Source organism: Mesorhizobium sp. NZP2077, assembly GCF_013170805.1.
GTDB lineage: Bacteria > Pseudomonadota > Alphaproteobacteria > Rhizobiales > Rhizobiaceae > Mesorhizobium.
The window spans coordinates 5,564,074-5,576,188 of the sequence record NZ_CP051293.1 but is presented as its reverse complement, the minus strand read 5'-3'; the positions used below and the strand labels follow the sequence as shown (position 1 = coordinate 5,576,188).

General features: G+C 63.4%; 13 protein-coding genes. 10 read left to right on the top strand and 3 right to left on the bottom strand.

Annotated features, from left to right (window positions below; translation table 11 throughout):
- The first annotated feature begins 50 nt into the window (after window positions 1-50).
- Complete coding sequence (der, locus tag HGP13_RS27960; RefSeq protein WP_172231561.1) at window positions 51-1,490, top strand: ribosome biogenesis GTPase Der; 1,440 nt, start codon at window positions 51-53, stop codon at window positions 1,488-1,490.
- 18 nt (window positions 1,491-1,508) lie between these two features.
- Here the strand turns inward: der and HGP13_RS27955 are convergent, their stop codons facing one another.
- The gene (locus HGP13_RS27955; protein WP_172231557.1) at window positions 1,509-2,426 is read right to left on the bottom strand and encodes a LysR substrate-binding domain-containing protein; all 918 of its coding nucleotides are present in this window, start codon (window positions 2,424-2,426) and stop codon (window positions 1,509-1,511) included.
- Window positions 2,427-2,546: 120 nt separating this feature from the next.
- Between HGP13_RS27955 and HGP13_RS27950 the strand changes: the two genes are divergently transcribed.
- From HGP13_RS27950 to HGP13_RS27920, 7 genes are all read left to right on the top strand, one after another.
- Window positions 2,547-3,833 carry an MFS transporter gene (locus HGP13_RS27950; RefSeq protein ID WP_172231554.1) on the top strand — a complete coding sequence of 429 codons (1,287 nt, stop codon included), beginning with the start codon at window positions 2,547-2,549 and terminating at the stop codon, window positions 3,831-3,833.
- A gap of 142 nt (window positions 3,834-3,975) precedes the next feature.
- Window positions 3,976-5,160: a cell wall hydrolase gene (locus tag HGP13_RS27945; RefSeq protein ID WP_172231551.1), complete on the top strand. Its 1,185-nt coding sequence runs from the start codon at window positions 3,976-3,978 to the stop codon at window positions 5,158-5,160.
- A gap of 256 nt (window positions 5,161-5,416) precedes the next feature.
- Complete coding sequence (locus HGP13_RS27940) at window positions 5,417-5,824, top strand: AtpZ/AtpI family protein (protein WP_172231548.1); 408 nt, start codon at window positions 5,417-5,419, stop codon at window positions 5,822-5,824.
- A 57-nt stretch (window positions 5,825-5,881) separates the two neighbouring features.
- Window positions 5,882-6,640 (top strand): F0F1 ATP synthase subunit A, encoded by a 759-nt coding sequence (locus HGP13_RS27935; protein WP_095198738.1) that lies wholly within the window; start codon window positions 5,882-5,884, stop codon window positions 6,638-6,640.
- A 63-nt stretch (window positions 6,641-6,703) separates the two neighbouring features.
- The gene (locus tag HGP13_RS27930; RefSeq protein ID WP_010914827.1) at window positions 6,704-6,928 is read left to right on the top strand and encodes a F0F1 ATP synthase subunit C; all 225 of its coding nucleotides are present in this window, start codon (window positions 6,704-6,706) and stop codon (window positions 6,926-6,928) included.
- A gap of 61 nt (window positions 6,929-6,989) precedes the next feature.
- Entirely contained in the window at window positions 6,990-7,571 is a 582-nt protein-coding gene (locus tag HGP13_RS27925) for a F0F1 ATP synthase subunit B (RefSeq protein WP_172231545.1), read from the top strand.
- A gap of 10 nt (window positions 7,572-7,581) precedes the next feature.
- Window positions 7,582-8,073 (top strand): F0F1 ATP synthase subunit B, encoded by a 492-nt coding sequence (locus HGP13_RS27920; RefSeq protein ID WP_172231542.1) that lies wholly within the window; start codon window positions 7,582-7,584, stop codon window positions 8,071-8,073.
- A 241-nt stretch (window positions 8,074-8,314) separates the two neighbouring features.
- Here HGP13_RS27920 and HGP13_RS27915 read toward each other — a convergent pair whose 3' ends face one another.
- Together HGP13_RS27915 and HGP13_RS27910 are read right to left on the bottom strand one after the other, a co-directional pair.
- A complete protein-coding gene (locus HGP13_RS27915) occupies window positions 8,315-9,010 on the bottom strand; it encodes a ribonuclease HII (protein WP_172231539.1) in 696 nt (231 codons plus the stop codon).
- A gap of 151 nt (window positions 9,011-9,161) precedes the next feature.
- On the bottom strand, window positions 9,162-10,316 hold the full coding sequence (locus HGP13_RS27910; RefSeq protein WP_172234875.1) for a PA0069 family radical SAM protein: 1,155 nt from the start codon (window positions 10,314-10,316) through the stop codon (window positions 9,162-9,164).
- Window positions 10,317-10,466: 150 nt separating this feature from the next.
- On the opposite strand from HGP13_RS27910, the gene HGP13_RS27905 reads away from it, so the two are divergent.
- Both HGP13_RS27905 and HGP13_RS27900 read left to right on the top strand, forming a co-directional pair.
- Window positions 10,467-10,994 (top strand): glycosyltransferase, encoded by a 528-nt coding sequence (locus tag HGP13_RS27905; RefSeq protein WP_172231536.1) that lies wholly within the window; start codon window positions 10,467-10,469, stop codon window positions 10,992-10,994.
- A 146-nt stretch (window positions 10,995-11,140) separates the two neighbouring features.
- Window positions 11,141-12,115: a hypothetical protein gene (locus tag HGP13_RS27900; protein WP_172234874.1), complete on the top strand. Its 975-nt coding sequence runs from the start codon at window positions 11,141-11,143 to the stop codon at window positions 12,113-12,115.

The window sequence follows — 12,115 nt, the reverse complement described above, 5'->3', positions numbered from 1 at the left end:
AAAAGTGTGCAGCGGTTTTGGGACGATGACATGCATGATTGTAGGACCGTATGACCTTCAAAGTCGCCATCATCGGCAGACCTAACGTCGGCAAATCGACTCTTTTCAATCGGCTGGTGGGAAGGAAGCTGGCGCTCGTCGACGACACGCCGGGTGTCACCCGCGATCGTCGCGTCCATGCCGCCAAGCTCTACGACCTGCATTTCGATGTCATCGATACCGCTGGCTTCGAGGATGCCGGTGCCTCGACCTTGCCCGGCCGCATGCGCGCGCAGACCGAGATCGCCATCCGCGAAGCCGACCTGATCTTCTTCACCATCGACGCCAAGTCCGGCCTGCTGCCCGACGACAGGACCTTCGCCGAGATCGTGCGCAAATCCGGCAAGCCGGTCGTGCTGGTCGCCAACAAGGCCGAGGCCAAGGGCGCGCAGGGTGGCATGCTGGAGGCCTGGGAGCTCGGGCTGGGCGAGCCGATCCCGGTTTCGGCCGAACATGGCCAGGGCATGCCCGATCTGCGTGATGCGGTCATTGCAGCGCTCGGCGAGGCGCGTGCTTTCGGTGACGAGGAAGAGGGCGAAGACGATGAGATCGCCGCCACCGAGGTGCTGATCGGCGAGGACATCGCCGATCCAGACGCCGAGGATGTGCATACCTACGACGACACCAAGCCGATGCGCATCGCCGTCGTCGGCCGCCCGAATGCCGGCAAGTCGACACTGATCAACGCGCTGATCGGCGAGGAGCGGCTTTTGACCGGACCGGAAGCCGGCATCACCCGCGATTCGATCTCGGTCGACTGGGACTGGCATGGCCGCCGCCTGAAGCTGTTCGACACGGCCGGCATGCGCCGCAAGGCCAGGATCCACGAGAAGCTCGAAGTGATGTCGGTGCAGGATGGCTTGCGCGCTATACGTTTCGCCGAGATCGTCGTCATCGTGCTCGATGCCACCATCCCCTTCGAGAAGCAGGATCTGCAGATCGCCGACCTGATCATCCGCGAGGGCAGGGCGCCGGTGATCGCCTTCAACAAATGGGATCTGATCGATCATCCGCAGGAGCTGCTGGCGGAACTGCGCGAGAAGACCGAGCGGCTGTTGCCGCAGGTGCGCGGCATCCAGGCGGTGCCGGTCTCGGCCGAGACCGGGCGCGGCCTCGACAAGCTGATGGATGCGGTGCTGAGGACCCACAAGGTATGGAACAGCCGTGTCTCCACTGGCAAGCTCAACCGCTGGCTCGAAGCGATACTGGCGCATCATCCGCCGCCCGCCGTTGCCGGGCGCCGGCTGAAGGTCAAATACGTCACCCAGGCCAAGACGCGGCCGCCGGGTTTTGTTGTCCAGTGCTCGCGGCCGGACGCGATGCCGCAAAGCTACGTCCGCTACCTCTCCAACAGCCTGCGCGAAGCCTTCGACATGCCGGGCGTGCCGATCCGCATCGCGCTGCGCACCTCGGACAATCCGTTCGCCGGCCGGGCCAAGAAACGCAACTGAGCGTCAGTGCTCGTCCGATCAGGCGACCGCACGCAAGCCGGCAGTCCGCACCTTGTCCGGCAAGGCCTGCCGCGCCGCCTCCAGCAATATGTCTGCGAGACGAGCCGCCACGGGGTCGGGTTCGGCATCCCGGCGATGCAGGACGAGCGCCATCTTGGGCAGCGCCGGCAGGCCGGCTATCTCCGGCGTCATCGCACTGACGCTGGCCGGCAGGCCGATATCGGTGCGGATCGTCAGCCCTAGCCCTGCGGCCACGGCCGCCCAGATGCCGCCGAGGCTCGGGCTGGAAAAGGCCATGCGCCAGGGCAGCCCGGCGCGGTCGAGCGTTTCCGTCGCTACCGTACGCAATAGGCATGGCGCTTCGAGTGCCACCAGCGGCAGCGGTTCGCCGTCCCGCAGGCTGGTCTCGATGCGCTTGGCCGGACCGATCCAGCGCATCGGAACATCGGCGACATGCTCGCTGTAAGGCAGGGTCTGGCCGCTATGCCAGGCGAGCGCGATGTCGAGGCTGCCTGACCTCACCCTTTCGGCAAGCTCGTGGCTGCGCGCTATCCTGGCCTCGATCTTGACCTTCGGGTGGGCGCGGGCGAAGCGGCCGAGAACATCGGGCAATACAGCCTCGCCGAAATCCTCCTGCAGGCCGAGCCGCACCCAGCCTTCCAGCTCGACGTCATGGATGGCCGCTGCCGCCTCGTCATTCAGCTCGAGCAACCGGCGCGCATAGCCGAGCATGGTCTCACCCGCCTCCGTCAAGGCGAGGCCACGGCCCGCCTTGCGAAAGATCGGCGTCGCTGCCTGTTCCTCCAGTTTCTTCAACTGCGCGCTGACCGCCGAGGTCGAGCGGCCAAGCCGGTCGGCGGCCTTGGCAAAGCTGCCAAGCTCCATGCCGGTGACGAAACTGCGGAGAACGTCGAGGTCGAATGTCATGCGTTGCATGGAGAATGTCCTGTTTTTCAGGATCGATAGTCAAAAACTTCCTGATTTTAAGGATGGATTTATGACGATAGAGAGATGCCGTCAAGGTCTGGGCCACTGGACCACCACGGGAATGAAACCATGTCCGTCATCGTCGACTGCGCCGACCAACAGCCAACACAAATCCTGAAAGACAGCGGCGCCACCGGCAGGGTGTTCAGTCCCGGCCATCGCTGGAAGGTCCTGGGCATCGGCGTCGCCGCGAACGCTAGTTTCTCGGCTACCTTCTCCGGCATACCTGCAACGGCAGTGGTGCTTCGTCAGGGTTATCACCTGAGCAATGCGGACCTTGGCTTGGCGCTCGGGCTTCTCGGCTTGGGCGTTGCGCTCAGCGAACTGCCCTGGGGCTTACTCACCGATCGCTGGGGCGATCGCCGCGTGCTTCTGATCGGGCTTGGCGCGACAGCCGCTTGGCTCCTGGCCATGGCCATGCTCGTCGTGCCGACAAGGTCAGGCATCCCCGATGTCATGCTGCTGTCGGCAAGCCTGCTCATTACGGGACTGCTCGGCGGCAGTGTCAACGGCTCGAGCGGCCGCGCCATCATGGGCTGGTTTCAGGAAAACGAGCGCGGCTTTGCCATGAGCATAAGGCAGACGGCGGTGCCGCTTGGCGGCGGCCTCGGCGCGCTTGTCCTGCCGTCGCTTGCGCTTGCCTTCGGCTTTTCTGCGGTGTTCGCGCTGCTGGCGGGCGCCTCCGCTCTTTCCGCCCTGTTTGCCTGGCGTTGGCTGCATGAGCCGCCGACAGCGGGTCACGTCGTTTCATCGGCCGCGGCCGGACCGGCGCCGCTGCGCAACATTGAAGTCTGGCGCATCGCCACCGCCATCGGCCTGCTCTGCTTCCCGCAAGTGGCGGTGCTGACCTTCGCGTCGGTGTTCCTGCACGACTTCGCCGGGCTGGGAACGGCAGCGATCAGCGCGAGTCTCGCCGCGGTGCAGGTCGGCGCCATGGTTATGCGCGTCTGGAGCGGCCGCTTCACCGACCGCCACGGCAACAGCCGTCAGTTTCTGCGCTCATGCAGTGCGCTTAGCGGGGTGGCCTTCGCCGTGCTTTGGTTGATGATCCTGGCCAGCCCCGCCATGCCGGGCGGCCAGTCCTTCCTGGTCGCTGTCCTTCCCTTGGTGCTGATTGTCGCGGGCATCTCGGTGTCGGCCTGGCATGGCGTCGCCTATACCGAACTTGCCACGCTTGCCGGCGCCGGCCATGTCGGAACCGCGCTCAGTCTTGCCAACACCTTCGTCTTCGTCGGCTTCTTCCTGGTGCCGGTGGCCATTCCAGGGCTGTTGCACCTCTGGTCCTGGTCCGGCGTCTGGCTGTCGGCCGCCATCTGTGCGCTGATCGCGTGGCCGATCTTTCTGCGGCCGGCCTGAACGCCCGCCGCAAACCGCCCGACTTCGAAACCACGACCCTGAGCCGACTGAGAAAACCCGATCGATCCCGTTAACGTCCCATCAAGGTTAATGCATCATTTTGCTCTCCAGTGGGGTCAGTGGCGTTCCTGGAGAGTGTTCCGTGCATCGACGTGTGTTGAAGCGGCTTGTTGCCGCCGCCGGTGAGAAGAAACGCAGCTTCGTATCTCCGTTCATCATCGGTCTCGGCATCTGGATCGGCTTCCCGACCGTCGCCGCCTACCAGGACATGACCAGCCTCGTTTCCGGCCTGGAATCGCCGACCGCGCGCTGGAATTCCTATGTCGAAAGATCCGTCGCGGGCTCGACCCATGCCGCCGAGATGCCATTCGTCGATTCCGACGTCACCGGCTCGATCTCCGGATCGGGCATTCATCTGGCTGGCGTCGGCAACGTGTCGTTCCGCGGCAAGGGCGGCAAGGTCAGCGGCTCGCCCGACGAGGATCGCGTCGTGCGCGCCGACAAGAAGGGCCGCATCGTCCAGGTGTCTCCCGTTGCGCCGCCGAAGAACTTCAACGCCGGTTCGATCTTCCAGCGGACCTCTTCCTTGATGCGGCCGAGCATGGACGGCGGCCTGAAAATGGCCTTTGCCAAGCCTCAGATCAAAGGCAAGGAAATCCAGATCGCCGCGGAATTCCATGCGCGTGAGGACAAGAAGCCGGAGCCCGGCGTGCCGGCCATGCTTGCCGCCCTGGTCAACAACGACCATCCCGATGTTCTGGCGACGGCCTATGCGCAATCCGAGCCGGACTACGCCAAGGCCTCACCCTTCGAAGCCCTGCTGCAGGACGAGCAGCCCAACAGCGGTCGCTTCATTCCGCCGATGGCCAAAGGCGACCATTGGTGGATCCAGAACCCGCTGCCGGAGAGCGTCTTCTCCAAGCCCGAACAAAAATGCCTGGCCAATGGCATCTATTTCGAGGCGAGGAGCGAATCCGTGCGCGGCCAGGCTGCCGTTGCCCAGGTCATCCTCAACCGCGTCCGCAATCCGGCCTATCCCAATTCAATCTGCGGCGTCGTCTACCAGAACGACAGCTGGTTCAACCGTTGCCAGTTCTCCTTCGCTTGCGACGGCAGGAAGAAGCGCATCGACGATCCTGCCGCCTACAAGACCGCGCAGGACATTGCCATGGCGGTCACCGCCGGCAAGATATTCATCCCGGAGGTCGGATCGTCGACCCACTATTACGCCCAATATGTCCATCCGGGCTGGGCGCGAACCATGCAGAAGATGACCAAGATCGGCCTGCATATCTTCTACCGCACCTATGGTGGCGGCTGGAGCTGAGGTCCCGTCGGCCGCTGGTCTTTTCCACCGGCCACAGGCTCGATCATGGAGCCATTGCCTGGGGGATTCGCACACCGCATCCACGCCATCGCGACGGGCACGATGTCGCACCTCTCTAATTAATTGATTTTATTGCCTAAAATACATGACAATGAACTTCCGCCCGTGGCTTGACGGGCGCAACCCCTCTAACTATGTTGCCGGCGACTTTAGAAGCGGACGGACGGTGACGGTCTGACCGGGCAGGGGGGTTGCGATGGCCGACAAGAATGGGCCAGACGGAACCGGAGAAACCGGGCGCGGCAATCAGCATGAAACCGGCATCCGTGACGACGATCTTGAGCGACGTCGGCGTGAACTTGAAGCATCGCTTGCGACAAGGCTGCCGAACCGGCTCGAGGGGAAAGACGACGCGAAAGCGGGCAGTGCGGCCGGATATGGCCAGGCGGTCAAACTCTCCAGTGAATTTATCGCTGGCGTGGTGGTGGGCGCCGGTATCGGCTGGATCATCGACCGTATGGCGGGGACATCGCCGTGGGGGCTGATCGTTTTCCTGCTGCTTGGTTTTGGCGCCGGTATACTCAATGTCATGCGTTCCGCAGGCGTTGTGGCAGAATTCGGACAGGGCGATAAATCGCGCTCTGGTCGGGACGACAGGAAATAGCCGCCCTTCAGGCGGCAATGGTAATTTGGCCGTACGCGGCATTGACGGGGTTTGAACGTGGCAGCTGACAAGGTCGATCCGATCCACCAGTTCCATATCATCAAGCTGATTCCGATTAACATCGGCGGCTACGACTTGTCCTTCACGAATTCGGCATTGTTCATGGTCGCGACCGTGGTTGTCGCGGCTGCGTTCCTGTTCCTGACAACATCGAGCCGCAGCCTGGTTCCCGGCCGGCTTCAGTCGGTCTCCGAGATGGCCTACGAATTCGTCGCAAACATGTTGCGTGACGCCGCCGGCACTCAGGGCATGAAGTTCTTCCCGCTTGTGTTTTCGCTGTTCATGTTCGTGCTGGTCGCCAACCTGCTTGGCCTATTCCCCTATTTCTTCACCATCACCAGTCACATCATCGTCACCTTCGGTCTGGCAATACTGGTGATTGGCACCGTCATCGTCTACGGCTTCATGAAGCATGGCCTTGGCTTCCTGAAGCTGTTCGTGCCGAAAGGCGTGCCTCTTGTGATGATGGTGCTTGTCGTTCCGATCGAGGTGATTTCCTTCGTCTCGCGCCCAATTAGCCTCTCGGTTCGTCTGTTCGCCAACATGCTTGCCGGCCACATCACGCTGAAGGTGTTCTCGGGCTTCGTCGTCAGCCTCTCCGCGCTCGGCGCGGTCGGCGTCGCGGGCTCGATCCTGCCGCTGGCCATGGCGGTGGCGCTGACGGCGCTAGAACTGCTCGTCGCTTTCCTGCAGGCCTACGTCTTTGCGGTGTTGACCTGCATGTACCTCAACGACGCCCTGCACCCGAGCCACTAAGTTTCACCGGCGCATGACGCCAATTACAAACTGCAACGACAACGGAACCACAAGGAGTTTGACATGGAAGTAAATGCAGCAGCTGCAATCGGCGCCGGCATCGCTTGCCTGGGCATGGGTGGCGCGGGCATCGGCCTCGGCAACATCTTCGGCAGCTATCTCTCGGGCGCACTGCGCAATCCGTCGGCTGCCGACGGCCAGTTCGGCCGTCTGATTTTCGGCTTCGCCGTGACCGAAGCTCTGGGCATCTTCTCGCTCCTGATCGCGCTCCTCCTTGTGTTCAAGTAAGAAGCACGGCTGACGAAGGGAGGCGCATGGTGCGACCTTACCTTATGGACAGGGGACTGAGATGTTCGTGACATCTGCGTTTGCGGAAGAGACCGCGCCCGCCGCGACGGAAAGCACCGCGCATTCCGGCACCGGCGTGCCTGCCGAAGCGCATGGCACGTTCCCGCCATTCGATCCGGCGACATTTCCGTCGCAGCTTCTATGGCTGGCGATCACCTTTGGGCTATTCTACCTCTTCTTGAAAAAGGTAGCGATGCCGCGCATTGGCGGCATCATCGATGTCCGTAATGATCGCATCAGCCAGGATCTCGATCAGGCGAGCAAGTTGAAGGGCGAGGCCGACGCTGCCGTTGCTGCTTACGAGCAGGAACTGGCGGAAGCTAAGAAGAACGCCAACGCGATCGGTCAGCAGGCCGCCGATGCGGCCAAGGCGGAAGCCGAGGCTGCACGCAAGAAAATCGAGGCGGCGCTAGACGAGAAACTTGGCGAAGCCGAGGCACGCATTTCTTCCATCAAGGCCAACGCCATGAAGGAAGTCGGCAGCATTGCCGAGGACACCGCTTCGGCGATCGTCGAGGCCCTGGTCGGCGGCAAGGCCAGCAGGGCCGAGATCGCGGCCGCGGTCAAATCCGTGGCCCGGTGAGGAGCGCATCATGGACGCTACATCTCTCGCAACGCTCTGGGCCACGATTGCCCTGATCATCTTCCTGGGCGTCGCCATCTACATCAAGGTGCCTGGCCTGATTGCCAAGGCGCTCGACGCCCGCGCCGCCAGGATCAGCACTGAGCTCGACGAAGCCCGCAAGCTGCGTGACGAGGCCCAGCAATTGCTCGGCCAGTACAAGCAGAAGCGCAAGGAAGCCGAGCAGGAGGCTGCCGACATCGTCGCCGCCGCCAAGCGCGAAGCTGAGATGCTGGCTGCCGACGCGCATAAGAAGACCGAGGACTACGTCGCCAGGCGCACCGCGCTCGCCGAACAGAAGATCGGTCAGGCCGAGCGCGACGCGGTCGCCGAAGTCCGCGCCAGCGCCGTCGACATTGCTGTCGAAGCCGCCCGCGCGCTGCTCGCCGCCAAGGTTGACGTCAAGGCCGGAGCAGACCTGTTCAAGGCATCGCTTGCGGATGTGAAGGCGAAGCTCAACTGAGCTGACAACATTTGGAGATCAAAAGCCGCCTGGGCAACCTGGCGGCTTTTTTTGTGGCGCGGATAATCTCCCCCCTCGGGGGGAGATGTCGCCAAAGGCGACAGAGGAGGTCGGTTCGACCGGACGCGACGCCCATGAGAGATTGAAAGAAGAGGCGGCGCTTCACGCGCGGCGACCCCCTCTGGCCTGCCGGCCATCTCCCCCTCAAGGGGGGAGATGTCGCTCCGCCGCTTTCGCCAGTTCAGTCCAGTCCGGCCAAGCTCTCTTCTTCAGCCACCTCAGCCCCGCCAAGCCTGAATGGCGCGAACGACACGCGGTGCAGCCGCGCAACCGGGCCATGCGCCTCGATCGCCGTGCGATGCCGGACCGTCGCATAGCCCATATGGACCTCGAAGCCGTAGCGGCCGTGATGGTTGCCGCAGCCGCACATCATGCGGTCGCGCATCACCTTGGCGACGATCGAGGCGGCGGCGATCGACTGCGAGCGCTGGTCGCCCTTGATCAGTGCGCGGCCGTCGCATGGCAGCCCCGGTGGCACGTCGCGGCCGTCGGCAAGCGCGAGCTTCGGCCGAACCGACAGCCCGACCAAAGCGCGCCGCATCGCCTCGAGGCTCGCCTTGAGGATGTTGCTGCCGTCGATACCCTCGGCGCTGATCGAAGCCATGGAAACCGCCTGCGCCGAGCCAAGAATGCGCAGGAACAGCGCTTCGCGCTGCAAATGGCTGAGCCGTTTGGAATCGTCGAGGCCTTCGGGAATGTTGGCGGGATCGAGTACCACGGCGGCTGCGACCACCGGCCCGGCCAGAGGACCGCGGCCGGCCTCGTCCATGCCTGCGACCGGCCACAGGCCGTCGGCCATCGCCTTCGTCTCGAAGGAGAAATCGGGTTTCTCGACGATTTCGAAGAGAAGCGGAGAATCGGAACGCGCGCGAGCCATCTTGCGGCGAGGTTCGCATCGGCTCCGATTCTCCGCAAGTCCCTCCGGGCCGGTGGGGCGCCGGACCGGGAGGGCACCGTCTGCAGGCCGGGGCAGGCCGGACGGGATTTTCTTGCCGTGGCAGGTCAAAACGCCACGGCAAATTGCATTTTCAGAGCAGCATCAGCTGTTCCTGGTCTTTTCCAGCGGCGACGAACTGGTCGGTGCGCAGCGTGCGCCGTTCGGCATTGAGGCCGAGCCGCTTGGCGGTGATCTCGAAGCGCCGGCCGATCTGCCAGGCGTAGGGTCCGGCGCCCTTCATACGCTTGCCCCATTCCGAATCGTAATCCTTGCCGTCGCGCATCGAGCGGATCAGCGACATGACGTGGCGATAGCGGTCGGGATAGTGGCGCAGCAGCCAGTCCTTGAAGATAGGGCTGACTTCCAGCGGTAGGCGCAGCACGACATAACCCGCCTCTCGTGCGCCGGCCGTGTGCGCCGAATCGAGGATACGTTCCATCTCCTGGTCGGTGAGGCCGGGTATGATCGGCGCCACCATGACCGAAGCCGGGATGCCGGCATCCGAGAGTTGCCGGATCGCCTCCAGCCGCTTGGTCGGTGTCGACGCACGGGGCTCCATGGTGCGCGCCAGCATGCGGTCCATCGTCGTCACCGACAGCGCCACCTTTGCCAGCCCACGCTCGGCCATGCGCGACAATATGTCGATGTCGCGCGTCACCAGGGCGGATTTGGTGACGATGCCGACAGGATGGCCGCGCGCTTCCAGCACTTCGAGAATCTCTCGCATGATCCGGTACTGCTTCTCGATCGGCTGGTAGGGATCGGTGTTGGTGCCGATGGCGATGGTGCGCGGCTGGTAGCCGTCCTTCGACAATTCCTTGTCGAGCAGCCGCGCCGCATCCGGCTTGGCGAACAGCTTGGATTCGAAATCCAGGCCCGGCGACAGGCCCATGAAGGCGTGCGTCGGCCGCGCGAAGCAATAGACGCAGCCATGTTCGCAGCCGCGATACGGGTTGATCGACCGGTCGAAGGAGATGTCGGGCGATTCGTTGCGAGTGATGATGGTGCGCGGCTTTTCCACCTGCACCTCGGTCTTGAATGGCGGCAGTTCCTCCAGCGAACTCCAGCCATCGTCGAAGACATGCCGGCTGACCGGTTCGAAGCGGCCGGACGGATTGATGCCCGCCGACCGGCCGCGATTGCGGTCGGGACGGATGCGCATGCCACTCTGCTCGATCATCGCATTGGCCATCTCGGCGCGTCCTGCCCCGAATGCTGCAATGTCGGCATGCACGATCGGTTCCATCTTGGCCCGCTCCCAGGGACTGTCCATGTTGTTTCGAATCGCTCTGTTCATGAAATTATTCCTATTTCCCCAAAGAGAACAAAGCAAGAACTTTTTATGCTGCGCCGCAAAAACTGGCGCTTTGGGCGGCTTTCCGCTATTCGGCTAAATATGCTCAGTGTTCTCATCGAAACGCGCAATGACGAGGAGGCTCTCGCCCGCACGCTCGCCTCGCTGATTGGCGGCGCGGTCGAGGGGGTGGTGCGCGAGGTCGTCGTCTGCGACACCGGCTCCACCGACCAGACACATCATGTCGCCGAGCATGCCGGCTGCCATTATGTGGCGAGCGGCGGTATCGCTGCCGGGATACGGCAGGCCAAGGGTGACTGGCTGTTGCTGTTGGAACCGGGCGCACGGCTGGTGGAAGGCTGGATCGAAGCGGTCGTCGTCCACACCGGAAGGCAAACAATGGCGGCGCGGTTCTCTAGAGCGCGGGGTAGCCGCACGCCGTTCCTGGCGGGGGTCTTTTCGGGAAATCGGGCGCTCGCCGATGGACTGGTGATCAGCAAGCGGCAGGCCGCGTCCTTATCGAAGAGTGCCGGCAGCGCCGAGGCGCTGGCGCGTGGCCTGGCGACAAAGAGGCTCGACGCCGAGATCTGGGTGGCGCCGCCGAAGCAGCAGCACCGCTCGCCAAAGTGATTTTTTGCGCCTGCTCTGTTCATTGTGCGTTGCACAAAACCTGACGTGGGGCTAGCCTTCCTTCGAAGCGGGTGAATTGGGTTTGGGTCATGCGAGTGGTGAACACCGATGCGGCATCGGGTGTCACCCTCATGGACGAGGTGCCGATGAATCTTTCAACCCCTGACAAATCCGGTGCTGCCAGTCTCGAGGCCATTGCGCGCAATGGCAGCCTGCTGCGGCGCATCGCCGTGCGCATTCCGACCTATCTCACGGACCTTCGCGAAAACCCTGCCTGGCTGCCGATGTTCATGCTGGCGCGCACCATGCCGGGGCGCCGGATGCACTGGCTGGGTGCAAAACGCGCCCGTCCCGCCGACAATGCGGGCGATACGGTGTTTGCCGGTGTCGAGCGGGCAGCGGTGGTCGATGCGCTGCGTTCCGACGGCCTGTTTTCAGGCTTGGTCCTGCCGGCGGAGATCCATGAGGAGATTGCGGATTTCGCGAGGCGTAGGCCTTGCTTCGGCAATTTCGACCGCCGTCTCGAGTTCATGCCGGGCGAGCATGCGCAGGCTGAGAAACGCCTGGGCCGTTCGCTGCTCAGCGGGCACTATTTCGAGCGCATCCTCGACTGTCCGGCCGCACTCGCCATACAGCGCGATCCGCTGCTTCTCGACGTTGCGGCGCACTACCTTGGTGGCCAGGCGAAACTGATTACCACACGCGTCTGGTGGAGCTTTCCAACCGGCGAGGCCTCGGACGCCGACAAGAACCTTGCCTCGCTCGGCAAATATCATTTCGACCTCGACGACTGGCGCATGCTGAAGTTCTTCTTCTACCTCAAGCCTGTCGACACCGACACCGGTCCGCATGTCTATGTCAGGGGTAGCCATAACAGGCGCGCCATAAAGCATCAGCTGACCCTGTTGGTCGGCCATTCCGCCCAGGAGGTGCTGGACGTCTATGGCGAGCAGAGCCCGGTGACGCTGACCGGCGAAGCCGGCCTCGGCTTCGTCGAGGACCCCTTCGGTTTCCACATGGGCACGGTGCCGGCGCGCACGCCGCGGCTGATGATGGAAGTCGGCTTCGGTGTTTCGCGCCCCTCGCGCCGGCGCTTTCATGGCGAGCCGGTCATCCGCTGA